Genomic DNA, 24,134 nt, shown 5'->3' on the forward strand with positions numbered 1-24,134 from the left:
AGCCACCTTTCGGTGTCTTTTTTAAATTTTACTAGTTTCATATGCCTCCCATTTGTAAATACTGAGTATATCAAACAGGGGAGGTGAATCTTATGGTCGATCGAAAAATTATTTTAGATACATATAAAAAAGGACCTGAAGCTGTTATTTCTTTATTTGAAGAAACATTTTCTAAGTTAGAAAAACGTATACAAGAACTAGAAAATGCTTCAAAAAAAAACTCCAAAAATAGTCATAAGCCACCTTCTACAGATGGTTTGGGTAAGCCCGTTACAAAAAGTTTGCGCAAACCGTCTCATCGTCAAACGGGTGGCCAGTTGGGCCACAAGGGACATACTCTTGGTTTGACAGCGACTCCAGATCATACGATTACACATTCTCCTACATATTGTACTTGTTGTCATACTTCCTTGAACCACGAGCCTGTAAAAGGGTATCGCATTCGCCAAGTGTATGACTTACCACCTATTCAGATCGAAGTGACAGAACATAAAGTAGAACAGAAAGAATGCCCACATTGCCATTCTATCCAAGAAGCCCAATTTCCTTCGACAGTATCTCGTCCTGTTCAATATGGTCCAAATATAAAAAGACTGATTCCCTATTTAACGCATTATCAATGCATTTCTTTGAAGCGAACAAAAGAATTCTTTCAGGATTGTTTTGGACATTCTATAAGCGAAGGAACCCTGGTAAATCATACACAGGCTTTCGCTTCTCAATTGCAGCCATTCATAAAAGAAGTAAAGGAAAAGATTCTGCAGTCTCCTGTTGTCCATTTTGATGAAACTGGTATGCGTGTAGAAAACAAAACACAATGGTTACATACTGCCAGTACACCGGAGGTGACATTGCAACATATTCATCAAAAACGTGGAAAAGAAGCAATGGATGCTGGAGAAATCTTGCCATCTTTTTCTGGAATTGCGATGCATGATGGTTGGAAATCGTATGATGCGTATACAGATTGTCGTCACGTTTTATGTAATGCCCATCTCTTACGAGATTTACAAGGAATTATAGATAGTACTGGAGAACAATGGGCACAACAGATGCAGAAATTTCTAACGCAAGCGTTGACGATGAAAAAGCAATCCGAAGGTACCATGCCAAAAGCGACGCAAAAGAATCTGTTTATTATGTATCAATCCATATTGAAAGAACAACAGATTCTTTCCACGAAACAAAAGAAGAAAGGAAAGCAGACGCCTTCTCAAAATTTATGGAATCGCTTCGTCAAGTATTCTGACAGAATTCTAGCGTTTTTAGAACATCCAGCCATTCCATTTGATAACAATCAAGCAGAACGGGATATTCGGATGACGAAAGTAAAACAGAAAGTGTCTGGGACTTTCCGAAGTAAGAAAGGCGCAGAATCTTTTTGTCAGATACGAAGCTTTATGAGTACCATGAAAAAACAAAAACAATCGGTCTTACAAGCGATAAACCAAGTCATAGAAACTAGAACGGTTCCTTGGAATAACACGACTTCATAAGAGAATTTCTCTATTTGGCATAGATTCTTTCTCTGATTGGAGTATTTTCTTTTCATGTTTTCGAATCGGAAACATGTATTTGGCCTGTTTTTTTATTTGAAGAAGCTGAGTAGTTACAAGAAATCTTTAAAATCGCCTTTTTAGACTTACAACTTTCCTACGTATTTGCTGGTGCTAAAACGAATAATATCCGCTCACTAAAAGCACAAGAAAAACTACCCTATATTTCATTGCATGTGGAAAACAAGTTTCCAGACGAACACGCTGCACTAGAGAACGAAGTAAGGTCACCTTGCTCTCTGCATGTCGTGTCACGTGAAAATTTTTTAAACTGGTTGAAATTACAGAATGAGGAGGAAAAATATGAAGGCATTGAAAATTAGTTTAACCGTTGTAGTAGAATTAGCTCTTATTTATCTTTTTTCATTATTAGTCGGTTGGTCATTTATAGAGACCTTTTTCCTTGGTAGTTTAGCAATATTTGCAATTATGTGGTTAATTATTATGAGTAACCATAGAAATAACATTACAGATCACGCAATAAGCAAAACATTAACTGGCGTTGAGACTGGCGAAATAAAACCATTTAAAATTGTTTTGACTCCATCTATTATGGGTACTCTTTCACTTGTTTTAGTCAGTTTTATAGTAACAGCTATTTACTATCTACCCTATTTCCTATAAAAAAACACTCGTGAATTATCACGAGTGTTTTTTTACTATGCACGAGAAACGTATTTACCTTCACCAGTGTTGATGATAAGCATTTCGCCTTCGTTAATGAAGATTGGTACTTGTACAACAAGACCAGTTTCTAATGTAGCTGGTTTTGTTACGTTAGAAGCAGTATCACCTTTAATACCAGGCTCTGTTTCTGTAACTTGTAATTCAACTGTGTTTGGAAGTTCAACACCAAGTACTTCGCCTTGGTAAGTCATAATTGCTACTTCCATGTTTTCTTTTAGGAATTTAAGCTCGCGCTCGATTTGTTTTTCACCAAGTTCGATTTGCTCATAAGTTCCGTTATCCATAAATACGTGAGCCTCACCGCTTGCGTATAAGTATTGCATACGACGGTTTTCGATGTGTGCTTTTTCTACTTTCTCACCTGCACGGAATGTTTTCTCTTGAACAGAACCTGTGCGAAGATTACGTAGTTTAGAACGAACGAATGCAGCACCTTTACCTGGCTTTACGTGTTGGAAATCAAGTACTTGCCAAAGGGCATTGTCCACTGAAATTGTTAAACCTGTACGAAAATCGTTTACTGAAATCATGTAAAAAAATCCTCCTGTGTATTACAAAATAATAAGTTCTTTTGGTGATTTCGTAATTACTTCATTACCTTCACTTGTCACAATGATATCATCTTCAATACGTACGCCGCCAATACCTGGAATATAAATACCTGGCTCTACTGTTACAGCCATACCTGGTTCAAGTACTGTATCAGAACGGAACGCTAAACCTGGTGCTTCATGGATTTCAAGACCTATTCCATGACCAGTAGAGTGTCCAAAGTATTCACCATATCCTTTTTCCGTTATGTAGTCACGCGTTAGCGCATCAGCCTCGCGACCTGTTAAACCAGCTTTAATACCGTTCACACCACGTAGTTGTGCTTCTAAAACGATATTATAAATTTCTTTTAATTTATCAGATGGTTCACCGACTGCAATCGTACGAGTAATATCAGAACAATATCCTTTGTAATAAGCGCCGAAGTCTAATGTAACGAAATCTCCTGTTTCTATCACTTTTTCAGATGCCACGCCGTGCGGTAATGCCGAACGAAGAAGATGTTGCTCCTTGTTTTCTCATGAAAAATTCAAGTTCATTTGACACTTCAATTTCAGATACTCCCGGGCGAATGAATGATAGAATATGCTCAAAGGCAGCATCTGCAATCTGTGCAGCTTCCTTTAATATCTTAATCTCTGAATCAGTCTTTATCAAGCGTAACTTTTCTACAAGTCCAGAAGTCGGGATAAATTCAGCATCAATCGCTTCCTTATGCACTGAATAAGAACTATATGTAAGAGTATCTTGCTCAAAACCAAGTTTTTGAATTCCAAGCTCTTTCACTTGCTTTGCCACTTCATCAATGATCAATCCTGCGTGCTGTACAACCTCATATCCAACCGCTTGTTTACTTGCCTGCTCGACGTAACGGAAATCTGTAATAAATTGAGCACGATCTTTTGAAATAAGAACAACGCCTGCTGTTCCTGTGAAGTTAGCCATATATCTACGACTATGTTCATTTGTTAACAAAATACCGTCAATGCCAGCCTCATCAAATGCACTTCGTAATCTTTCAATTTTCTCCATTACTTTATGCCTCCCTCAATTTCTCCATTAATGCAAATAACGCTAACTTATAGCCATAAAAACCAAATCCTACAATTTGACCTGCACAAACAGCTGCCGTCACAGATTCATGACGGAACGATTCACGCTGATGAATGTTAGAAATATGTACTTCAATAACAGGAATCGAAATGCTCGCAATGGCATCACGAATCGCATAGCTATAATGCGTAAATGCTCCCGGATTTAAAATGATCCCTTCATATATATCTTCCGCTTCATGAATAATGTCGATAATGGCACCTTCATGATTCGATTGGAAACATTCTAACTCCACTCCCATTGTTTCTGCTTCTTGCTTCATATCTGCTTCAAGTGTCGCTAGCGTGCCCTTTCCATATACATTTACCTCACGAACACCGAGGCGATTTAGGTTAGGACCGTTTACGAGGAGTAACTTTTTCATATTCTTAAAACTCCTTAATATTAAATATCTATACAATATTTTAACATAGGAGTTACTTATTTGAATAGTTCGTCTTCTCTTGCCCTTCTTGTTCTGCTTTATTGCTATTCACTGCGTAAGAAACAGAATATGCTATAAACACACCATACAATATAAAAATACATATTGTCGTCACAATTGTCTCTTTTGGTAAATGGAGCGCACTTTTAATAACAGGAGCCATTAAACCCATCCCCAAAAACAGTAGTGCCCACCAAAATAGCCCATAAATAATTCCCGCTATAATCCCTTCAAACTTCGCAAAAAATGCTTTATACAAAAAGGCGATCAAAATTGAAAGAAGTCCCATACACACTATTCCGAACACATTGCCCCATACCCCCTCTTTCCAACTTCCAAACGCAAATGGTAAAAGGAAATAATTCGGTCCCGCCTCCGTGAATGAAAATATATGAAGGAAATACCAGATCCCGCCCCAAAAGATTCCACCAAACAAACCAATCTGCACAAAATTCCTTGTTCCTAATTGTTCTTGACTCACATCGACACCTCCGCTCAATAGTATGCCCGAAACTATTTTGAAGCATGTTTAAATCCTGCGAAATTTGTCTATAAAAAGAATAAGAAATGTCCGACTCTCATAACATTTTCCCTTGTCATCTACTTGTATTTGCCGATAAAATAAAGGAAACTCGGTGATTGTCTTATTTCAAAACGACAGAACCCAGTATGACAATTGCCTCTTTTTCTACATAAGAGAGAAACAAATACAGGTTGGTGTTAACATGGCAGAAGAGTCAAAACAAATATATGGCGGGCAAGCGGTCATAGAAGGAGTTATGTTTGGCGGTAGAGAATATACTGTTACAGCGGTTCGTCGTAAAGATAAATCGATTGAATTTTATCGATTACCACGCGTTCGTAATAAAGTACTATCTACCCTAAAAAAAATTCCATTTTTACGAGGGATTGCCGCTATTGTGGATGCAAGTGCGAATGGAGCAAAGCATTTAAACTTCGCTTCAGAACGATTTGACGTCCACCCAGAAGATGATGAACAAATTGCAAATAAAAAAGAAGAACAATCAAAATTAACGATGGTATTAGGAGTTGCAGCTGTTGGCGTTTTATCTTTTATATTCGGTAAAGTCATTTTCACAGCAGTTCCTGCACTATTAGCTGAATTAACGAGACCGATTTTCCCATCTCATACTGGGCAAATCATTGTCGAAAGTGTCATTAAGCTCATGCTATTATTGAGCTATATATACTTTATTTCTTTAACCCCACTTATTAAGCGGGTATTTCAGTATCACGGTGCAGAGCATAAGGTAATCAATGCTTACGAGAATAACCTTCCTCTGACTGTAGAAAACGTTCAAAAGCAAACTCGTCTCCATTATAGATGCGGCAGTAGCTTTATTATATTTACAGTCATTATTGGAATGTTCGTTTATTTCCTAGTCCCTACAGATCCTCTTTGGGCACGAGTTATAAACAGAATTTTATTAATTCCAGTTGTACTTGGTATTTCTTTTGAAGTATTGCAATTTACAAATCGATTACGAGACATTCCCGTATTACGCGTACTTGGATATCCTGGATTATGGCTACAACTATTAACAACGAAAGAACCAACAGATGATCAAGTGGAAGTAGCAATTGCATCGTTTGAAGAATTATTACGTTTAGAGAACAAACAATAATTATTTAAAAATGGTGTTCAACTCCTTTCCTCATCGTTAATATACTAATTTCAATATATGTTTTTAGGAGGTGTCCCTTATGAACGGTCGTTCGTTTACTTTCGCTATATTTGTGCTTATTATCGGATTGGCAATATTCGGCCTTGTTTCATCTGTTATTACAAATCCCATGGGTGTATTAAGAAATATCGGGTACATGTTACTTGTTGTCGGTATCTTTTACTTGCTATACAAGATGTTTACAAATTCCAGTGGTTCCGCAAATTCGCAAAGCTCATATAAGCGTGCGGCAAAACAATCGAACCGCAAACATGGGAAACAAAATGTAGCACCCCTAGGCAATTCTTTCTTTAAGTCAAATACTTCTAATGACAAAAGTAAAAAAGGGAATTCTTCCACTTTGAAACGAAAAAGAAAACAGTCTCATTTAACTGTCATTGAAGGCAAAAAAAGCAAAAAGAAAGACCGTGCTTCCTTTTAGGAAATACGGTCTTTTTTTATACTTTGAAGCACTTCTTTTAAACTTTTCTCTCTCATACTTTCAATTCGAAGATGATGATTTTCAAACGGTAAATTCCGTGTCACATCATTAGGTACCACAACGCACGTTAATCCCGCTGCAACTGCTGCTCTCAATCCATTTAATGAGTCTTCAAATACAACAGCTTCAGATGGCTTAATTCCTAATTCTTCTATTGCAACTCGATAAAGAGCTGGATCTGGTTTTACCTTCTCAACATCTTCTCTCGTTTTAATTACTTCAAAATATTCTCGAATTTGTAGCTCTTCTAAAAAATGAATAACCCATTCTCTAGAAGAACTAGAAGCTAGTGCGATTTTTAATCCCATTTCTTTCGCTTCTTCTAAATATTCTTTTACCCCGTCACGAGCTTCTGGTATTCTCATTTTCTCTTTATGTAAAGTTGCCACTTTTTCTTTTAATACACTTTTGTTAAACTTCTCTTTTAATTGATCATTTAGATATGTATAAAGTACCTCATCTGTTGTTCCAATGCATTTCGCAAATTCCTCTAAAGGTAGTTCCCCGCCGTATTCACGAACAGCATCTCTGAAAGAGTGAAACCATATCGTTTCTGTGTCCACAATTAATCCATCAAAATCAAAAATAATTGCTTTCATAATTCTCCCATCCTTTTCGAATTGAAATAAAAAAGGAAACGCCATACGTTCCCCTTAATTACTTTTCTCTTCATTTGCTCTTTGAACACCGCGAAGTGTTTCCACTCGGACTGTATCTTGTTCAAAGTATTGCACTAAATCACCAATGCGATCAATCGCTTCCCAACTTAAATGATGTTCAATTCCTTCTACATCATTGTAAATTTTACTTTCATCCACACCGATAATACGCATAAATTGCTCTAGCAAGTCATGACGATATACGAGACGTTCTCCGATTTTTTTACCTTTTGTTGTTAATACAAGCCCTCTATATTTTTCATAAATTAGATATTCATCTTTGTCTAATTTTTGCACCATTTTTGTTACAGAGGATGGATGTACACTAAGCGCTTCAGCAATATCAGATACGCGGGCGTAACCCTTTTCATCAATCAACAAATAAATTTGTTCAATATAATCTTCCATACTAGGGGTAGGCATCGGTTTCCTCCATCCAAGTTCATTTTGCTTATTCCGTACGAAGCAATCAATAAAATGATACACCAGAAAGAATAACGTGACAAGTTGAAAACGAGCCTAAATATATAAAACAAAAAAGAATCTGTATTTGCATACAGACCCCCCTTAAGTAAAATATTGTATTTCTGCATTAGGAAAAAATTCATTTATATAACCTCTTATCGTTTCTTCCAATACTGCTGCATCATCCTTTTTATATACATATTTTCCGATGCCATATCGTCCCCATTTATACTTCCGCTTCTCTTCATCCATTTCAAGCTTCGTATTTGGATAACGCTCTTGAATAACCTTTTTCGCTGGTTTCGTAAAACGATGCTGAATTAATTCAAACGTTAAATTTGGTATCGTCATATCTTTCAGCGCATTGTACAGTCGCTCAAATAGTTCACGATATCCTTCTTCCCATCCTTCATGCATATAAAGTGGCGCGACTATAAAACCAAGTGGATAACCTGCACCTGCTACTTTACGTGCCGCCTCAATTCGCTCCTCAAATGGCGATGTCCCTGGTTCAAAATTTTTAATTACATATCGTGAATTTATACTAAATCTGAAACGAGTTTTCCCATTATGCTTTGCATCTAATAAATGATCAACGTGCGAATATTTCGTGACGAAACGTAAGCGCCCATATTCACTTTCTCCAATGAATTCAATCGCCCGCTTTAATGCATGTGTTAAATGATCAATCCCAACAATGTCTGATGTACACGCTGCTTCAAATCTTGTTATTTCAGGTGCCCTTTCATCCATATATTGCTTTGCCTTCTCAAATATTTCATCAAGATTGACATACACACGAACGTAAGGCTTACTCCCAAGTGTTGTTTGCAAATAGCAATAATGACAATGTCCCATACACCCTGTTGCGAGCGGAATTGCATATTCAGCTGACGGTTTTGACGTATCAAACTTTAGCGTCTTCCTTACTCCAACGACAAGTGTAGCCTTTGCATTACGATACTTTTGCAAATCATTTTCTCCTGGCAAATTTCTAATTTGATTATGTGATGTCGTTTCACGAATTTCTAATCCCATCTTCGTAAACTTCTCATAAAGCTCTTTTCCAAGCGGATATTCAAGTGCCTTTGGTTCAAAGTAAACGAGTTTTGGCATAAATGGTTTCATGTGCTTCCCTCCCTCTCGTTAGTATGGGAAACGTTGAAAAATTAACACGCATTAAAGTTTTCCACTTCAGTAACTTGCATTGCAAGTTACTGAATGTTATAATTTGGATAACAGCTACCTTGCAACGCAAGTTACCTGAGTAAAAGGTGGTGAAATCATGCACAGCCAAATGTTAAAAGGTGTATTAGAAGGTTGCATCCTATACATCATTTCACAAGAAGAAGTGTACGGATATGAACTGAGCACAAAATTAAATAAACACGGATTTACATTCGTAAGCGAAGGAAGCATCTATCCGTTATTATTACGTATGCAAAAAGAAAAATTGATCGAAGGCACATTAAAAGCTTCCTCACTCGGTCCAAAGCGAAAATATTATCACATAACCGATAAAGGATTAGAGCAGCTTGAAGAATTTAAACAAAGCTGGGGAATGGTTTCAACTACGGTAAATAACTTATTACAGGGGGAGTGATAGGGATGAATGCACAAGACATGATTGAATTGAATAATAAAAAACGTGAGCTTCTAACACCTGAAAATGAAGTTGCTTATAGCGATATGTTAGTTTATCTTCGTTTATCTAACGTGCCAGAGCAACAAATGGAAGAACTGTTACTAGAAATATTAGATCACCTCATCGAAGCACAAGCAGAAAATAAAAACGCTTATGACATCTTTGGAGATAATTTACAATCTTATTGCGATGAACTTATATCAGCTTTACCAACTCAAACAAAGTTAGAAAAAGCCTCTTTAATTGGATTTTCTATTAGCTTACTTCTTGCTATACAGTTTGGCATAAATGCAATTATTTCATTTTTTATGTTTTTCTTTGAAAAAAACAATACATTATCAAGTCCGCCTTTTAGCATCCTTGGAACTACTTTGTCTGTTTCAATAATTATACTAGGTATACTATTTATTTTATATTTATTAAAGCGTTACTCCTTTAATCAGAAAATGAATTGGAAAAGAAGAATTCTATTTGGATTCGCATTTGCTACTCCATTTTGTTCCGCTGTATTCTTAAATATTTATTTCCAAAAGCAACCTTATCTCATTTATCATCTAAACTTTTGGCAAAATGCTTTAATTGCTATCTTATTTTTTATTTTATATAAATTACTATATAAAAAATCAAATTTTTAACAGCCCTTCAAAAGGCTGTTTTTTCTTCTGTCTAATTTTACAAATTGAAAAATTTCATAAAGAAAATAAGAAAAATGCAAAATAATTAAAGTTAATTGTTGACGTGATGCTTTTATTATCGGTATCATAAATCTTCGTGAGCAATTATTTTTCGTTATACGATTTTTTTATTATTACTGAATTTTTGAGAGGAGAAATTAGATGTCAGTTAAGAAGAAAACGCAAGTACGCACCGGCAAAATGGTACGTGAACTAATGTTAGCAGACGAAGATGTAAATGCTTCGCTAATTATGGTATATAGTGAAAACGGTGTAAACGCAGAAATTAAAATCGAGGGCTTAACGCCGAAATGTAACGAAGAATTATTTTTGAGCGGAAACGTGGATTGGAACAAGAGTGTTATTTATAAAATTGTTGATTTCACTGGAAACGCTGAAGTTGGTAAAGTTACATTAACAGCGATGAACAAAAACAATGTTTCTCTAGAAATTGAACGCGTTATGTGGAGTAAAGAAAATAAAGAAGCTGCCGAGCAAGAAGAAACACAGGTAGAAGCAGCACCGAAAAAGGAAGTAGTTGTAGAAGCTCCAAAAGCAATTACGCCTGCTCCTAAGCCTGTTACGCGTGTGGAAACACCTGCTATGGCACCTAAGCCTACTCCGGTACCGACACCGAAGCCAGTAAGCGTAGAAGCAGCTGTAGAACTAGTTACTCCAGCGCCTGTGAAAAAAGCGGTCCCTACTCCAGTTACAAAGCAAGAGACAGCACCGGTTGCTCCTGCAAAACCGAAGCAGCCTGCTTTGACTGAAACAAATTCAAAACTACAAGAAAATTATGTTAAACTCGTGAAAAAGACAATTGAAGTTTGTCAAGATTACGAGCTTGGCATCGACATAGATGATTCTATTGAAAGCTTAAAAGAAGAACTACAAAGCCAAGGTATTAGCGTTACATTTGACAAAGAAATTATGGACGTTGTAAATCGCCTTCGTTCTTTACAAGATAAAGGAATCAAAGTAGAAAAAGTACTTAATTTACTATAAAAAAATAAGAGGTGGCAATTGCCATCTCTTATTTTTTATAATTCCACTCATTACTTTCATACTTTTCTTTCGCTAACGTTTGAACTTCATGTAACTGTTCTTCTGTTAATTCATATGGAACAAGTTCTACATTCAATCCTTTTTCAAAGCCAACTTCAAACGCTTTAATTAACTGTTCTATCGTAAATGTACGGTCTGTTAATTCATTAATTGCTACTGCTTTAGAAGAGAACATACTCTTCATACGTTCCTTCACACGTTCATTTGGGAATAAAAATAGATCATATAGTTCATCTAAATCCATTTCTAATGGAATCGATCCATGCTGTAAAATAACACCTTTTTGACGTGTTTGAGCACTACCAGCAATTTTTCGTCCTTCCACTACAATTTCATACCAAGATGGTGCATCAAAACATACGCCGGAACGTGGATTTTTTAAATTTTCACGATCTGCTTCTGTTTTTGGAACTGCATAATATGCTTCTAACCCTAATGCCTTAAAACCATCTAATAAGCCTTGCGAAATAACACGATACGCTTCTGTAACTGTTTTCGGCATATTCGGATGATCTTCAGACACAATAACACTATACGTTAACTCTTTGTCATGTAGTACACCCCTGCCGCCTGTTTGACGACGAACGAATCCATATTTCTTTTCGTTAACTACATCCATATTAATATCTTTTTCAACACGTTGAAAATACCCAACTGTTAATGTTGGTACCTCCCATTCATAAAAACGAATTGTTGGTGGCATTTTCTTTTCACTTTGCCAATTTAATAAACATTCATCTAACGCCATATTAAATGCCGGTGAACATTGACCAGAGTTAATATAACACCATTTTTCTTTTCCCATCCTGCACCTCATATAACCAATTATTTTTCACATTCTCTAGTCTACCAAATTCGACAAAATTTGTGAAAGAATACGAAATTTCTTCTTATATGCAAATGAATCTGTTGCATAAATACATAAGGGCATTATAATATTGAAAGTAGGATAAGAAAAAAGGGAGCGATAGAATCGTGTCAACAACTTGGATTATTTTATTAGCCGTAATCGTAGCATTTATCGGCTACACTGTATGGATGTACTTCTATCAGAAAAAATTAATTAAAACTCTTACAGAAGAAGAATTTCGCGCTGGCTACCGTAAAGCACAGCTTATCGATATTCGTGAAGCAGACGAATATAACGCAGGGCATATTTTAGGTGCACGTAACATTCCGTTATCACAAATTCGCCTTCGCCATAAAGAACTTCGTCAAGATCAACCTGTTTACTTATATTGCCAAAGCGGATTCCGTACAGGTCGTGCAGCGCAATACTTAAAAAAACAAGGCTACAAAGATTTCTACCAATTACAAGGCGGATTTAAATCTTGGACAGGCAAAATTAAAAAGAAATAATAACATACAAAAAACTAGCTGAATAAATCAGCTAGTTTTTTCATTTCATCTTATTCGCAATGTATAATAAATTCTGCTTGATTACCTTTTCATCGTTCTCTTCTACATTCCGATACAGCAGTTGATATTCAATTCCTTTCTCTTTCCATATAAGCGTAGCAAATTCGTCACCACGTTCATAATCATCTTTATTTTTAAAATAAGCAGACGTTCCATTATTCAGTTTCATTTGTTCTTGAAATCGCTTCTCTTCCACAAGATCTGGAAAACTATAAGGAAAGTTCGCGACATTTAACTCAATATACTCATTTCTACCTGGTTCTTTCTGTTTATATTTAATCGTTAAGACAGTGTTCTTTTTCCCAAGCGTTCTTACTTCCCCCTTCACATCACTTGTAATATCGTACGGTAAAAACGTTGGAACTTTAAACTTCACCGGAAAATATTTTGGAAGTTCCTTTAGCGGAATAGGATCCGTAACACGATCCATAGCTCCTCCCGTTGTTCCCACAAAGTGTTTTTCTTCTTGCATCGTTTGCTGAAACGAACACGAACTAAGCACGAAACTAGAAAACACGAAACAAATGATTCTTTTTTTCAATTTGTTTCCGCCCTTTCATATCGCTCTCTTAACGAACGAAGCGTTGATATTCTCTTCATATTCGCTTTGTCACCAAACTCCACCTTTGAAAACTTTCCACGTTATTCTCACACATTTTGACAACACTTTTTGCAAACAAAAAAGACCCCTATCATTCTTACGCCCAAGTGAAAAGGTTACGCGAATAAAAAGAAGTCTTATTAATACCATAGTTTGTGAAAAGCTTTTCAGGTCAAGATTTTTTCTTCCTTATTATTTTCCCTTTATAATAAGGGAAAGAGGTGATACATATGGCCAATATAAAACAAATTGCTAAAACTGCTGGTGTATCGATATCAACTGTTTCTCGTGTCCTGAATAATCACCCTTACGTAAAAGAAGAAAAGCGTAAGCGTGTTCTAGATGCTGTTGAAGAATTAAACTACGCAAAAAATATAAATGCTGTCCATTTAATAAGAGGGAAAACATATACAATTGGCGTTATGCTTCCTTTCATTAACCTCCCCTACTTCAGTACGATTATTGAAGGAATCGGAAACGAAGCGTTATTAGCTGGGTATCATATTAATTTATGTCAAACGAATTACGATAGCATTGAAGAAATTCGTGTTCTTGAAATGATGAAAATGAAACAATTTGATGGGATGATTATTTGCTCCCGAACGAGCTCTTGGGAACAAATCGAACCTTTTGCAAAATTTGCCCCTATTATTTCATGTGAAAAAATGAAGCATCCCCTCATTTCATCCATCTACGTAGATCATTATGAAGGTTTCCGTCTTGGTACTGCCTATTTACTAAGTAGAGGCCATGAAAAAATCGGAATTTGTTTAGCAAGAAAAACAAGTGTAAATTCCATGGAGCGCGAAAAAGCGTTCGCCGATACACTTCGTAACGAAGGGAAAACGTTGCATCCTGAATGGATTTTCCACCAATGCTATACAATGCAGGACGGAGCACAAATACTCCATCGTATTTTAAATATGAAAAATCGTCCAACTGCTATTTTCACAGCGAACGATCAAGTTGCAGCTGGTTTATTAACAGAGGCTCGAAAACATGGTATTCGAGTACCTGAAGACCTTGCTATCCTTGGATTTGATAATCATGAAATTTCAAAGGCATTAGAAATTTCCACAATTGAACATCCCGGTCTCGCAATGGGCTCACATGCTTTTTCTTTATTCCATAAGCAGATCCAAAGCGAGCAAATTGTCGGCAGTGCAAAAGAACTTTCATTCCATTTAATTGAGCGAGAGACTGTCTAAAAAGAGCGTTACTTATAACGCTCTTTCTCAGATCTTCACCTATTGACATTATATTTCCCATCTCATATAATGAACCTAACGAACGGTAGGTAGGGGATGAAAATGACAGCAAACCGCATTAAAGCTGTAGCACTTTCTCATTTCGCACGCTACGGCTATGAAGGAACTTCATTGGCAAATATTGCTCAAGAAGTTGGGATTAAAAAACCATCGATTTACGCACACTTTAAAGGAAAAGAAGAGCTATATTTCATATGCTTAGAATCTGCTCTTCAAAAAGATTTGCAGAGCTTCACAGGCGATATCGAAAGCTTTTCCAATTCGTCCACTGAAGAATTGCTTTTAAAATTATTAAAAGGGTATGCAAAACGATTTGGTGAAAGTGAAGACTCAATGTTTTGGTTACGAACTTCTTATTTTCCGCCTGATGCATTTCGCGAACAAATTATTAATAAAGCAAATGTACACATTGAAAACGTCGGAAAACTTTTATTCCCTGTATTTAAAAGAGCAAGCGAACAAGATGAGCTGCATAACATTGAAGTAAAAGACGCCTTAGAGGCTTTTCTATGCTTACTCGACGGTCTTATGGTTGAACTATTATACGCAGGTTTAAATCGTTTTGAGACACGTTTAGACGCTTCTTGGAAAGTATTTTGGCGCGGACTTTCAAACTGACGGATTGCTCCTTTGCAATGCGTCGTTTTTAAGCCCTTTACCTAACGACTGGTAGGAAGGAGAAATGACATATGGCTTGGATTTATGTAATCATCGCTGGTATTATTGAAATATTTTGGGTGATTGGACTAAAAAAAGCAGAGGCACCACTTGAATGGGCTGGTGTTGCTCTATTAATTACAATTAGTTTCGTCTTATTATTTAGAGCTTATAAAGATTTACCTGTCGGCACTGTATACGCAGTCTTTACAGGAATCGGAGCTGGTGGAATCGTTCTTACAGAGATTTTCATCTTCGGAGAACCTTTCTCTATCGTAAAAGTTTTATTAATCGGTTTAATCTTCTTCGGAGTAATTGGTTTAAAACGAGTAACAGAAGAAAAAGAAGCGAAGGAGGCCGCATAAAATGGCTTGGGTATTTTTAATTCTAGCTGGTATTTGTGAAATTATTGGTGTACTCTTTATGAAAGTAGCCACTGAAAAGAAAGGCTGGGCACCAAAAGTTATTTTAATCGCTAACTTCGGCGTAAGCTTCTTCTTCTTATCTCTTGCGATGAACACATTACCGATGGGAACTGCTTACGCAATTTGGACTGGAATCGGAACTGCCGGAAGTGCACTTCTAGGCATTCTCATTTTCCGAGAATCAGCGGATTGGCGTCGTCTTGCTTTCTTAAGCTGTATTCTATGCGGCGCTGTTGGCTTAAAACTATTAAGCTAACGAGAGGTGAATGTCATGTGGAAAGAACAAGGAAAGAAAATATTAGCATGGATCACACTTGGTATCGTCATTCTATTACAAATAAGTTTTCATATAATAGAATCATTGTTTCATAAAGTATTATCCATTCTCACATTCCTTCCTAACATGACAATTGAAATGATATCAATTGTTTGGTCCATTATCGCCTCCATTGCAATCGTCATTATATGGAGTATCGCCAAACTATGGAATAAGTTATTAAAAAAGGACAGTACTTCTGAAAAAGAGTAACTGTCCTTTTTTATATTCATTCAGACTTTCTGTAGAAGTTAGATGTGATAAGACAAAACAGACCAACTATGGCAATACTTATACCAACCCTTTTAGTAAACTTGGAAATAACGGTGGTATATCCGAGTAAACATTTGCTAATATGAGACCGATTGAAAATAAAAATATTCCTATTCTATATAACCATTTTCTTTTGTTCATCATTCTCCCCTCCTAACATTTTTCATACACTCCTTTCTTTTGGACATACTACCTAAAAAAAGGAGTGAATAATATGCAAAATTCTATACATAAGCAAATCCTATTTTTATTTTTCCTATTTCTTATTCTCATCATCGTTTTCAGCTTTATATTACATACTCCGAAAGATGTGCCAAATAGCGTTTCTTTTTATAAACTACTGCTCTCGTATTGTCGTTATTGAAGAAGGTGCCTTTTTGAAATTTCCCCAAGAAAAAAAGACCAACATTTTCCTGTTGGTCTTTCGTATATGTATCACTTTTCAAAGCGATCTAACATCTCGTCTCTCATTCCGAAACTTACTACTGCAATTCCTATATACATAAACAGAAGGAATGCCGGATGAACTGTGTTGTACCAGCTGCTGTCAACAATTAAGTAAATCGTTAATGCCACAACAAGAACAAACGCTAAGATAAACATATAAAAGTGTCTTGTACTACCCATGATAAACTCCTCTCTTCTCACTTCACCATTCAACAGTTTATTTTATCGAATAATTCGATATGACTCAAGGTTAACTTTCTGTTATGTAATCAAGTTCTACCTTTACAATGTCCTCACATGCTATTGAAATGATTGTTCCTTGTTTATCAATCGCCGTCACTTCTCTATTATCCATTACACGATTTGCTACTCTTTCTAACACTTTTCCTTGGTCTCGATAGCAAAATTCTTTTACATCTTTAATTGTTTCTCCATTTTCTAAATGGTATACCATTCTATAACATCGATATCCCACACTTTCACCCCCGTCTTGTTCGTTTTTTCACATATACATAAAAATGAGTAATCTTTGCCTCATCACATCTTCTTAATTTCAATAAAATTCTAACAAAAATAAATACTTTTATCAAACCGACTTTTTCAACAAAACTACCTATAAAACTACACCTTTACACCATTAGGAAACAAAAAATATATTTTTTTAACATTTTCTTCACTATTTCTGCATAAAGTGAAACTTTAATCAGTGGGGATTTTTGTTCATCCCCACTGATTATTAGTTGAACCAATCGGGCATTTACGGACAGTTTATCTCCCACCTGACTTCTTTGCACCAGCTAAGTTTTGAGTTGGAAGTTTACAGTCCGTTAATGCGGGACAAATTATCCATACAAAAAAAGAACCCGCCTCAGCGAGTTCTTCTTTTGTTATTCTAATCAAACTTGTACAGGAGCTGGCTTTGCATAACGTAAAACTGGTTTACGTGCAGCCATCGTTTCGTCTAAACGTTTAATGACTGTCGTATGCGGTGCTTCTTGTACAACTTCTGGATTTTCTTCTACTTCTTTAGCGATTTGAATCATCTTATCAATGAAACCATCTAATGTTTCTTTTGATTCTGTTTCTGTCGGCTCAATCATAATACATTCTTCCACATTTAATGGGAAGTAAATTGTTGGTGGATGGTAACCAAAATCAAGCAGACGTTTTGCAATATCTAATGTACGTACACCAAGTTTCTTTTGACGACGACCTGATAATACAAATTCATGCTTACAATGTCTATCGAATGGAAGATCATAGAATGGCGCTAATCTTCTCATCATATAGTTCGCATTTAATACAGCATACTCCGTTACTGCACGCAAACCATCTGGACCCATAGAGCGAATATACGTGTATGCACGAACGTTAATTCCGAAGTTACCATAGAATGGTTTCACACGACCAATTGCTTCTGGGCGGTCGTAGTTGAAGTGATAACCACTTTCCGTTTTCTCTAAAATCGGTTTTGGTAAGTACGGAATTAAATCAGCTTTCACACCTACTGGACCAGAACCTGGGCCACCACCGCCGTGAGGACCTGTAAATGTTTTATGAAGGTTTAAATGCACAACGTCAAATCCCATATCTCCTGGGCGTGCTTGGCTTAATACCGCATTTAAGTTTGCACCATCATAGTATAATTTACCGCCTGCATTATGGACGATTTCTGCCATTTCTAAAATATTTTCTTCGAATAGACCTAATGTATTAGGATTTGTTAACATAAGTGCTGCTGTTTCTTCGTTTACAACACGTTTTAAGTCTTCTAAGTCAACAAGGCCATTTTCATTTGATTTTACTGTAATTGTTTCAAAACCAGCTACAGTTGCAGATGCTGGGTTCGTTCCGTGAGCAGAGTCAGGTACAATTACTTTCGTACGGTTAAAGTCACCATTCGCTTCATGGTATGCACGAATTAACATTAAACCTGTCCATTCTCCGTGTGCACCAGCTGCTGGTTGTAAAGTAACAGTATCCATACCTGTAATTTCAATTAAATGCTCTTGTAAGTCGTACATTAATTCCATTGCACCTTGTACTGTCTTTTCATCTTGCAGTGGATGAATATTTGCAAATCCTGCGAAACGAGCTACACTCTCATTAATTTTCGGATTATATTTCATCGTACAAGATCCAAGTGGATAGAATCCAGAATCAACACCGTGGTTACGGTTTGAAAGTGCTGTATAGTGGCGCATAATATCAAGTTCAGATACTTCTGGTAGCTCTGCATCTTCTACTCGAATATAATCGCTCTCAAACACATCTTCTAGTTTCACTTCTTCTACATCTAATTTGGGTAAGCTATATCCTATGCGTCCTTCTTTACTCACTTCAAAGATAAGTGCTTGGTCTTGGTTCTTCATTGGATAGCCCCCATTTCGTTTACAAGTGTGTCAATTTCCTCTTTTGTACGAAGCTCAGTTACTGCTACAAGCATATGGTTTTCATGCTCTTTATAATCACGTCCTAGATCGTAACCACCGATCATATTCTTTTGTAATAATGCATCGTTTACTTCTTTCACTGGACGTTTGCAATCTACAACAAACTCATTGAAGAATGGTCCAGCAAATGTTACTGTGAAGCCTTTCGCTTCAAATTGACGTTTTGCATACTGTGCTTTAGAAATGTTTTGACGTGCCATTTCTTTCACACCTTGTTTGCCAAGTGCCGTCATTGCAACAGAAGCTGCTAATGCATTTAACGCTTGGTTTGAACAAATGTTAGATGTCGCTTTATCACGACGAATATGCTGTTCACGTGCTTGTAACGTTAATACAAATCCACGTTTACCATCTGAATCTACAGTTTGTCCAACAAGACGTCCTGGAATTTTACGCATAAATGCTTTCGTTGTTGCAAAGTAACCACAGTGCGGTCCACCAAACTGCGTTGGAATACCGAATGGTTGTGCATCACCGATTACAATATCAGCACCAAATTTCCCTGGTGGTGTTAATGCGCCTAATGATAATGGATTTGAAGAAACGATAAATAATGATTTTTGTTGATGAACGATTTTTTCAATATCAGCTAATTTTTCAACTTGTCCGAAGAAGTTTGGATATTGAACGATTACACAAGCAACTGTATCATCTACTTCACTTTGTAATACGTCTAAATCTGTTACACCATCTTTATGATTAATTTCAACAACTTCAAGATTTTGACCTTTTGCATACGTTTCAAGTACTGCTCTTGATTCTGGATGAACCGCGCTAGATACAAGAATTTTCTTTTTGCGAGTATGGCCAGCTGCTAACATTGCCGCTTCAGCTAAAGCTGTACCCCCGTCATACATAGAAGAGTTTGCTACATCCATTCCTGTTAATTCACAAATCATTGTTTGGAATTCAAAGATTGCTTGTAATTCCCCTTGTGAAATTTCCGGTTGGTATGGTGTATAAGCTGTATAAAATTCTGAGCGAGAAATAACATGATCTACAATTACTGGAGCATAATGATCGTATACGCCTGCTCCTAAGAAAGAAGCGTATTCTTTTAAGTTAGCATTTTTATTAGCCATTTGAGATAGCTCTTTTAAAAGCTCTGGCTCTGATTTTGCTTCTTTAATTTTTAAATCCCCTTTAAAACGAACACTCTCTGGAATATCAGAGAATAATTCATCGATCGTTTGAACGCCGATCGTTTGTAACATTTCTTTTTTGTCTTCTTCTGTCATTGGAAGATAACGATGCAACATGAAATCTACCCCTCTCCCCGTTACTTTGAACGTTTGTAAAATGGTGTTGGAACAACTACTGCTTTGACGCGTTTATTACGAATTTCAATTTCTACTTCTGTATCAACTGCTGCGTATTTTACATCAATTAGTGCTAAACCAATGCTTTTCTTTAACGTTGGAGATTGTGTACCACTTGTTACTTCCCCAATTTTTTCTTCACCAATAAATACAGGGTAATGCGTACGAGGAATTCCACGTTCGATTACTTCGATGCCGACTAATTTACGAGGCGCACCGTTTTCTTTTTGCTCTTTTAACGTTGCTTTTCCAAAGAAGTCTGCTTCTTTATTTGTTTTTACCGCAAAGCCAATTCCAGCCTCAATCGGTGTAATATCTTTTGATAATTCTTGTCCATAAAGTGGTAATGTTGCTTCGAATCGAAGTGTATCACGAGCACCTAAACCACATGCTTTTAAGCCCTCTTCTGCTCCAACTTCAAGAAGTTTCTCCCAAAGTTTTGCAGCATCTTCACTCTTACAGTAAATTTCGAATCCATCTTCACCTGTGTAACCTGTACGAGATACAAGTGCTGGAATTCCATCTACAAGAATATCGTTTTTAAATTTAAAGAACTTAATTTCTTTCAAATCTTCTGACACAACTTTTTGTAAAATGCCTTCTGCTTTTGGTCCTTGAATTGCAAGCTGTGCAACTTCACTAGAAACATTGACTACTGTCGCATCGCCAATTACATGACTTGCTAACCATTCGTAATCTTTCTCGATATTTGATGCATTGATTACTAATAAATAGTCTTCTTCACCACGTTTGTAGATTAATAAATCATCTACTGTACCACCATTTTCGTAGCACATAGCTGTATATTGTGCGCCCCCTACCTTTAAGGTAGATACGTCATTTGTAACAACACGTTGTAAAAATGCTAAACTATCTACACCTTTTACTTCAACTTCTCCCATATGAGACACATCGAACAAACCTGCAGCTGTACGTACAGCTTCGTGTTCTTCTTTAATGCTTGAAAATTGAACTGGTAATTCCCAACCACCGAAGTCGATTGTTTTCCCACCATACTTCGCGTATACATCAAATAACGGTGTACGTTGTAATGTAATCATGCTCTCTCCCCCTTATGCTTTGACAAATCAATAAAAGTTGCTTCCCTTTTCTAAACATTTTCATTCTGAAAAGATAGGATATACGGAATCTCATTATATTTTTTTATGAAAGCGTAAATAAAAAATCACTTTCTTGGATAAAATACGAAAGATTCCACACATTTCACACCATTATCCTAACATCATTCGCTATATTTCATCAATATTCTAGCATAAAAAATAATTTAGAATTTTTTATGTTAAAACACAATAAATACAGCTTTTGAGATTTAATACTTTATTATTGTCTATCATATAGCCTTTAATAACGATAATTATGCCTTCTTTTAAGGTAAATCATCATACATTAAAAAATAATTACTTTAGTTTATAAAAGGTGGGAGAGTTGTAATGAATGTCGATATTTCCGTAGATCGGACGTGGCAAAACAATTTTTTAAATAGAATTGACGAAGATGGTCCTTGGACAAACTGGGATTTATATCACTTAGCTTATGAAACAGAAAAATCGTTACTTGTTCCTACTTTTGATGGACTACAAGCACCGAAACATTTATCCCATTTCACACCGCTTCCGCATCAATTAGAAGTCGCTCAAAATGTGATTGAACAAATGAATGGTAAAGCGATTCTAGCAGATGAAGTAGGCCTTGGAAAAACAATCGAAGCTGGACTTATTTTGAAAGAATACATGGTCCGCGGGCTCGTGAAAAAGGTACTTATACTTGTCCCAGCTTCTCTCGTATCACAATGGGCATACGAGCTGAATACAAAGTTTTTCATTCCCGCTGTAGCACAAAAGAAAAGCTACTCATGGGAACAAGCTGACGTAATCGTATCATCAATTGATACTGCGAAACGTTCACCACATCGCGATATCGTGTTGAACTTAGAATATGACCTTATTATTATCGATGAAGCACATAAACTGAAAAATAATAAAACAAAAAACTATGAATTTGCACAACGATTAAAAAAGAAGTTTTGTTTATTACTAACCGCTACTCCTGTTCAAAATAAGATTGATGAAATTTTTAACCTTGTTTCTTTATTAAAACCAGGACATTTAGGCAATCAATCCAACTTTGAAGAATATTACGCTTCCAAAAATCGCTCAGCCGAATCAGATGAAGACTTAAAAGCTCTCATTAATAAAGTAATGGTGCGAAATAGACGACATAATACCGGTATCGATTGGCCGAAGAGACATGTACGTACAATTTTTGTTGAGTTTAATGAACAAGAACAAGCTCTATATAATGATATCGAAAATTGGCGAGGACAAGACGCCTTCACATCTGCTTTCTCATCGTTAACGTTAAAACGGGAAGCGTGTAGTAGTCGTGAGGCTGTTTACTATTCATTGAAAAAGCATGTAGAAAAAAGACAGAAAGAAAATGAACATTATATAAAAGATCCACATATCGATGTGCTAATGGACAAAATTAATCATATTCCTTTCAACTCGAAAGCAACTAAAGCTCTAGAGCTTATAAAAGAAATTGACGATAAAGTCGTCATTTTCACGGAATACCGAGCATCACAGATGTACTTACAATGGTTTTTACAACAACACGGTATTTCTTCTGTCCCATTCCGCGGCGGATTTAAACGCGGGAAAAAAGATTGGATGAAGGAACTTTTCCAAAATCGTGCCCAAGTGTTAATTGCAACGGAAGCTGGCGGAGAAGGCATTAACTTACAGTTTTGTAGCCATATGATCAATTATGATTTGCCATGGAATCCAATGCGTCTTGAGCAAAGAATCGGACGTATTCACCGTCTCGGTCAAAAGAATGATGTTCATATTTATAACTTAGCTACAAAGCATACTGTTGAAGAACATATTCTGAAACTGTTATATGAAAAAATCAACTTATTCGAGCGTGTTATCGGTGAACTCGATGAAATTTTAACGAGAATTAATATGAAAAACATCGACGCGCACATTCAAGAAATTTTCGCGCAATCAAAAAGCGAAGGTGAAATTAGAATTAAGATGGAAAACTTAACATCTATAATCGACTTTGCGAAACGAAATGAAGCTGAGGTGCAAGGCTATGCAGCAACATGAAATTCATAATTACTTATACAATTTCTTTGAGGCGAATAACTGTGAAATTTTAGAACGTTCTCCTCATTTATTAGATGTACAGTTAACAATTGAGATGGATAAATTATTAATGAATCGCCCTTTTTATTGGCACTATCTTGAGAAAACAGGAGGCGTACCGAATCCGATGCGCCTTACTCTTATTACAAATCCAGAAAATGAAGAAAATGATGGTGAGCTTATTCACTACGGTTCACCACGTCTACATCAAATTTTCCAAACGACAAAAGAATTAGGCTCTTACATACGTTTATATGAGGATGTAAGACATAATGGGGCAACACATACACCGCTCCACCCTTGGCTCGGTATTAATATAAAAGTTTCCTATCAATGTGATCGAAAAAAAGACATCCTTCACTCGATTGGCATTCATCTCATTTCTGGAACAATGATGGCAAACTTTCATGAAACATTAACAAACATTAAACTTACACCAAAAATACCTGATTTTTGTTTTACGCTCTCGCCCATCATTAAACCTCAAAGTGGTTTACAACGTATAGAAGACGCTTTAAAAAATATAATTGCAGAAGATGACCATACATGGGCAAAAGAAGCAAGAGTGCGTTGGAATCATGATTTAGACCTTTTAAACCGTTTTTATGAAGAAAGTGACGAACTTCCTGAGAGCTATGAAATTGAAAAACAAGCTCTGCAAGAACAGTATGAACCACGTATTACAGTGCAAATTATTAACGGTGGACTCTTTTATGTTACCGCGAATCATTTTCTATCAAAATAAAGCTCCTTCTG

At 36.3% G+C, this 24,134-nt stretch carries 28 protein-coding genes and 3 pseudogenes; 16 read left to right on the plus strand and 15 right to left on the minus strand.

The features are described from left to right. Window positions 1-92 precede the first annotated feature (92 nt). The 3 genes and pseudogenes from tnpC (at window position 93) to AC3WVZ_RS19615 (ending at window position 2,180) form a co-directional block, all read left to right on the plus strand. Window positions 93-1,496, plus strand: coding sequence for an IS66 family transposase (gene tnpC, locus AC3WVZ_RS19605; protein ID WP_100910632.1), 1,404 nt, complete (start codon window positions 93-95; stop codon window positions 1,494-1,496). Window positions 1,497-1,612: 116 nt separating this feature from the next. Next, a pseudogene (locus AC3WVZ_RS19610) lies at window positions 1,613-1,879 on the plus strand (GNAT family N-acetyltransferase); the annotation flags it as partial. Further along, entirely contained in the window at window positions 1,860-2,180 is a 321-nt protein-coding gene (locus AC3WVZ_RS19615; RefSeq protein WP_000645569.1) for a hypothetical protein, read from the plus strand. The pseudogene AC3WVZ_RS19610 and the gene AC3WVZ_RS19615, both read left to right, overlap by 20 nt. A 35-nt stretch (window positions 2,181-2,215) precedes the next feature. Here AC3WVZ_RS19615 and efp read toward each other — a convergent pair whose 3' ends face one another. The 4 genes and pseudogenes from efp to AC3WVZ_RS19635 all read right to left on the minus strand — a co-directional run bounded on the left by efp (window position 2,216) and on the right by AC3WVZ_RS19635 (window position 4,813). Beyond that, window positions 2,216-2,773, minus strand: a complete 558-nt coding sequence (gene efp, locus AC3WVZ_RS19620) for an elongation factor P (RefSeq protein ID WP_000626516.1) — start codon at window positions 2,771-2,773, stop codon at window positions 2,216-2,218. A gap of 21 nt (window positions 2,774-2,794) precedes the next feature. Continuing rightward, window positions 2,795-3,827, minus strand: a pseudogene (gene pepQ / locus AC3WVZ_RS19625) (Xaa-Pro dipeptidase). 4 nt (window positions 3,828-3,831) lie between these two features. Beyond that, window positions 3,832-4,272, minus strand: coding sequence for a type II 3-dehydroquinate dehydratase (gene aroQ / locus AC3WVZ_RS19630; protein WP_000735140.1), 441 nt, complete (start codon window positions 4,270-4,272; stop codon window positions 3,832-3,834). 52 nt (window positions 4,273-4,324) lie between these two features. Further along, window positions 4,325-4,813, minus strand: a complete 489-nt coding sequence (locus AC3WVZ_RS19635; RefSeq protein WP_000076881.1) for a YqhR family membrane protein — start codon at window positions 4,811-4,813, stop codon at window positions 4,325-4,327. 244 nt (window positions 4,814-5,057) lie between these two features. On the opposite strand from AC3WVZ_RS19635, the gene AC3WVZ_RS19640 reads away from it, so the two are divergent. Together AC3WVZ_RS19640 and AC3WVZ_RS19645 are read left to right on the plus strand one after the other, a co-directional pair. Continuing rightward, complete coding sequence (locus AC3WVZ_RS19640) at window positions 5,058-5,978, plus strand: DUF1385 domain-containing protein (protein ID WP_000807121.1); 921 nt, start codon at window positions 5,058-5,060, stop codon at window positions 5,976-5,978. Window positions 5,979-6,057: 79 nt separating this feature from the next. Beyond that, complete coding sequence (locus tag AC3WVZ_RS19645; RefSeq protein ID WP_001014463.1) at window positions 6,058-6,459, plus strand: SA1362 family protein; 402 nt, start codon at window positions 6,058-6,060, stop codon at window positions 6,457-6,459. On the opposite strand, the gene AC3WVZ_RS19650 is transcribed toward AC3WVZ_RS19645, so the two are convergent. The 3 genes from AC3WVZ_RS19650 to splB all read right to left on the minus strand — a co-directional run bounded on the left by AC3WVZ_RS19650 (window position 6,456) and on the right by splB (window position 8,771). Further along, window positions 6,456-7,118, minus strand: coding sequence for an HAD family hydrolase (locus AC3WVZ_RS19650; protein ID WP_025687934.1), 663 nt, complete (start codon window positions 7,116-7,118; stop codon window positions 6,456-6,458). The genes AC3WVZ_RS19645 and AC3WVZ_RS19650 overlap by 4 nt on opposite strands. A gap of 54 nt (window positions 7,119-7,172) precedes the next feature. Further along, a complete protein-coding gene (gene mntR, locus AC3WVZ_RS19655; protein WP_001143085.1) occupies window positions 7,173-7,601 on the minus strand; it encodes a transcriptional regulator MntR in 429 nt (142 codons plus the stop codon). 144 nt (window positions 7,602-7,745) lie between these two features. Then, window positions 7,746-8,771 (minus strand): spore photoproduct lyase, encoded by a 1,026-nt coding sequence (gene splB, locus AC3WVZ_RS19660; protein ID WP_000802107.1) that lies wholly within the window; start codon window positions 8,769-8,771, stop codon window positions 7,746-7,748. Between the two features lie 157 nt (window positions 8,772-8,928). Here splB and AC3WVZ_RS19665 point away from each other — a divergent pair, with 157 nt between their 5' ends. The 3 genes from AC3WVZ_RS19665 to AC3WVZ_RS19675 all read left to right on the plus strand — a co-directional run bounded on the left by AC3WVZ_RS19665 (window position 8,929) and on the right by AC3WVZ_RS19675 (window position 10,967). Then, window positions 8,929-9,246, plus strand: coding sequence for a PadR family transcriptional regulator (locus AC3WVZ_RS19665; RefSeq protein ID WP_000556078.1), 318 nt, complete (start codon window positions 8,929-8,931; stop codon window positions 9,244-9,246). Between the two features lie 5 nt (window positions 9,247-9,251). Continuing rightward, window positions 9,252-9,923 carry a DUF1129 family protein gene (locus AC3WVZ_RS19670; RefSeq protein WP_000993581.1) on the plus strand — a complete coding sequence of 224 codons (672 nt, stop codon included), beginning with the start codon at window positions 9,252-9,254 and terminating at the stop codon, window positions 9,921-9,923. A 201-nt stretch (window positions 9,924-10,124) separates the two neighbouring features. Beyond that, on the plus strand, window positions 10,125-10,967 hold the full coding sequence (locus AC3WVZ_RS19675; RefSeq protein ID WP_000111898.1) for a hypothetical protein: 843 nt from the start codon (window positions 10,125-10,127) through the stop codon (window positions 10,965-10,967). Between the two features lie 28 nt (window positions 10,968-10,995). On the opposite strand, the gene AC3WVZ_RS19680 is transcribed toward AC3WVZ_RS19675, so the two are convergent. Beyond that, the gene (locus AC3WVZ_RS19680) at window positions 10,996-11,832 is read right to left on the minus strand and encodes a lipoate--protein ligase family protein (protein ID WP_233935298.1); all 837 of its coding nucleotides are present in this window, start codon (window positions 11,830-11,832) and stop codon (window positions 10,996-10,998) included. Window positions 11,833-12,002: 170 nt separating this feature from the next. On the opposite strand from AC3WVZ_RS19680, the gene AC3WVZ_RS19685 reads away from it, so the two are divergent. Then, a complete protein-coding gene (locus AC3WVZ_RS19685) occupies window positions 12,003-12,386 on the plus strand; it encodes a rhodanese-like domain-containing protein (protein ID WP_000108653.1) in 384 nt (127 codons plus the stop codon). Window positions 12,387-12,426: 40 nt separating this feature from the next. On the opposite strand, the gene AC3WVZ_RS19690 is transcribed toward AC3WVZ_RS19685, so the two are convergent. Continuing rightward, a complete protein-coding gene (locus tag AC3WVZ_RS19690; protein ID WP_033666640.1) occupies window positions 12,427-12,963 on the minus strand; it encodes a hypothetical protein in 537 nt (178 codons plus the stop codon). Between the two features lie 314 nt (window positions 12,964-13,277). Here AC3WVZ_RS19690 and AC3WVZ_RS19695 point away from each other — a divergent pair, with 314 nt between their 5' ends. The 5 genes from AC3WVZ_RS19695 to AC3WVZ_RS19715 all read left to right on the plus strand — a co-directional run bounded on the left by AC3WVZ_RS19695 (window position 13,278) and on the right by AC3WVZ_RS19715 (window position 15,926). Next, on the plus strand, window positions 13,278-14,255 hold the full coding sequence (locus AC3WVZ_RS19695; RefSeq protein ID WP_001273985.1) for a LacI family DNA-binding transcriptional regulator: 978 nt from the start codon (window positions 13,278-13,280) through the stop codon (window positions 14,253-14,255). A 96-nt stretch (window positions 14,256-14,351) separates the two neighbouring features. Continuing rightward, window positions 14,352-14,933, plus strand: a complete 582-nt coding sequence (locus AC3WVZ_RS19700; RefSeq protein ID WP_233935299.1) for a TetR/AcrR family transcriptional regulator — start codon at window positions 14,352-14,354, stop codon at window positions 14,931-14,933. Window positions 14,934-15,004: 71 nt separating this feature from the next. Next, window positions 15,005-15,337: a DMT family transporter gene (locus tag AC3WVZ_RS19705; RefSeq protein WP_000312339.1), complete on the plus strand. Its 333-nt coding sequence runs from the start codon at window positions 15,005-15,007 to the stop codon at window positions 15,335-15,337. 1 nt (window position 15,338) lies between these two features. Further along, window positions 15,339-15,653, plus strand: coding sequence for a DMT family transporter (locus AC3WVZ_RS19710; protein ID WP_000312623.1), 315 nt, complete (start codon window positions 15,339-15,341; stop codon window positions 15,651-15,653). A 15-nt stretch (window positions 15,654-15,668) separates the two neighbouring features. After that, entirely contained in the window at window positions 15,669-15,926 is a 258-nt protein-coding gene (locus AC3WVZ_RS19715) for a DUF3975 family protein (RefSeq protein ID WP_000265429.1), read from the plus strand. A 16-nt stretch (window positions 15,927-15,942) separates the two neighbouring features. Here AC3WVZ_RS19715 and AC3WVZ_RS19720 read toward each other — a convergent pair. From AC3WVZ_RS19720 to gcvT, 6 genes and pseudogenes are all read right to left on the minus strand, one after another. After that, window positions 15,943-16,130: pseudogene (locus AC3WVZ_RS19720) on the minus strand (hypothetical protein). A 291-nt stretch (window positions 16,131-16,421) separates the two neighbouring features. After that, the gene (locus tag AC3WVZ_RS19725; protein WP_000535933.1) at window positions 16,422-16,613 is read right to left on the minus strand and encodes a hypothetical protein; all 192 of its coding nucleotides are present in this window, start codon (window positions 16,611-16,613) and stop codon (window positions 16,422-16,424) included. Window positions 16,614-16,683: 70 nt separating this feature from the next. After that, window positions 16,684-16,887, minus strand: a complete 204-nt coding sequence (locus AC3WVZ_RS19730) for a DUF3929 family protein (RefSeq protein ID WP_000262496.1) — start codon at window positions 16,885-16,887, stop codon at window positions 16,684-16,686. A 442-nt stretch (window positions 16,888-17,329) separates the two neighbouring features. Next, window positions 17,330-18,805 carry an aminomethyl-transferring glycine dehydrogenase subunit 2 gene (gcvPB, locus tag AC3WVZ_RS19735; protein WP_000795703.1) on the minus strand — a complete coding sequence of 492 codons (1,476 nt, stop codon included), beginning with the start codon at window positions 18,803-18,805 and terminating at the stop codon, window positions 17,330-17,332. Further along, a complete protein-coding gene (gcvPA, locus tag AC3WVZ_RS19740; protein WP_000903229.1) occupies window positions 18,802-20,145 on the minus strand; it encodes an aminomethyl-transferring glycine dehydrogenase subunit 1 in 1,344 nt (447 codons plus the stop codon). The genes gcvPB and gcvPA overlap by 4 nt, the downstream gene beginning before the upstream one ends. Window positions 20,146-20,165: 20 nt before the next feature. After that, window positions 20,166-21,266, minus strand: coding sequence for a glycine cleavage system aminomethyltransferase GcvT (gene gcvT / locus AC3WVZ_RS19745; protein ID WP_000631769.1), 1,101 nt, complete (start codon window positions 21,264-21,266; stop codon window positions 20,166-20,168). A 390-nt stretch (window positions 21,267-21,656) separates the two neighbouring features. Between gcvT and AC3WVZ_RS19750 the strand changes: the two genes are divergently transcribed. Further along, window positions 21,657-23,339 (plus strand): DEAD/DEAH box helicase, encoded by a 1,683-nt coding sequence (locus AC3WVZ_RS19750; RefSeq protein WP_001100040.1) that lies wholly within the window; start codon window positions 21,657-21,659, stop codon window positions 23,337-23,339. Beyond that, a complete protein-coding gene (locus tag AC3WVZ_RS19755) occupies window positions 23,326-24,123 on the plus strand; it encodes a YqhG family protein (RefSeq protein ID WP_001183964.1) in 798 nt (265 codons plus the stop codon). Before AC3WVZ_RS19750 ends, AC3WVZ_RS19755 begins: the two co-directional genes overlap by 14 nt. Window positions 24,124-24,134: the final 11 nt, after the last annotated feature.

It is taken from the genome of Bacillus sp. CPT56D-587-MTF, assembly GCF_058792335.1.